Source organism: Vibrio sp. 2134-1 (assembly GCF_033339495.1).
Genome location: NZ_JAWOUS010000363.1, coordinates 1 through 744 on the forward strand (window position 1 = coordinate 1; position 744 = coordinate 744).

The 744-nt window shown below is 46.4% G+C and carries 1 protein-coding gene; it reads right to left on the bottom strand.

Annotation, left to right across the window (positions count from 1 at the left end; all coding sequences use genetic code 11):
• A partial coding sequence (locus R7R78_RS26010) for a tetratricopeptide repeat protein (RefSeq protein WP_225474598.1) occupies positions 1-744 on the bottom strand: 744 nt, incomplete at both ends.

Below are 744 nucleotides of genomic sequence, written 5' to 3' on the forward strand. Positions count from 1 at the left end.
GGATTATCGTAACGAATATAGATATCACAAACCGCGTACAGCTGCTCTGGCGCGCCTGAAATCAAGTAAGCCTGTTCAAAAGATTTCACAGCCTTATCGACACTGAACTCTTCTTGTAGCACACCATTCAAATACCAAAAATAACTATTGTTTTTCGCCATGTTAGCCGCTTTTTCGATTTCATTTGCGGCTTGCTCTTTGTCGTTTAAACGAACGAGCGTCAAAGATTTCGAATAATGCAGGGCGGCATTGTCTGGAAAGCGTTCAATCGCTTTATCTAGTGTATCAATCGCTTCTTGCTCACGTTGCTGCGCGCGGTAATTGTCGGCTAAGTTCAGCCAAACATCTGGGTTTTCCGGCCTTTTGGATAACAATGCTTGATAGATATCGTCCGCTTGTTTCCAGTTTTCATGCCAGCGATACACATCGGCTAACAGCAATTGGGTGTTGTTATCTGTTCCGCTCTTTAAACTCGCTAAAAGCTCGTCCACAGGCTTTTCTATCGCTGGTCTTTGCGCTTCTGTCAACACAGAATAATCACGCACTAAGTTCAGCGCTGCAGCAATACGCACGGAAGAGGATTCATCTTTAAGTAGTGGTTCCACCATGCGCCAGCGGTTTTCGATCGCGTAAGGTTGTGCGCCGACGATCGCAGCTTCGCGAATTGCCGCGTCTTTATCTTGTAAACCTCGAGCAACAGCCACCAGAGCATTCTGGTTTGGGTAATTACCCAGTTCGCGCAGA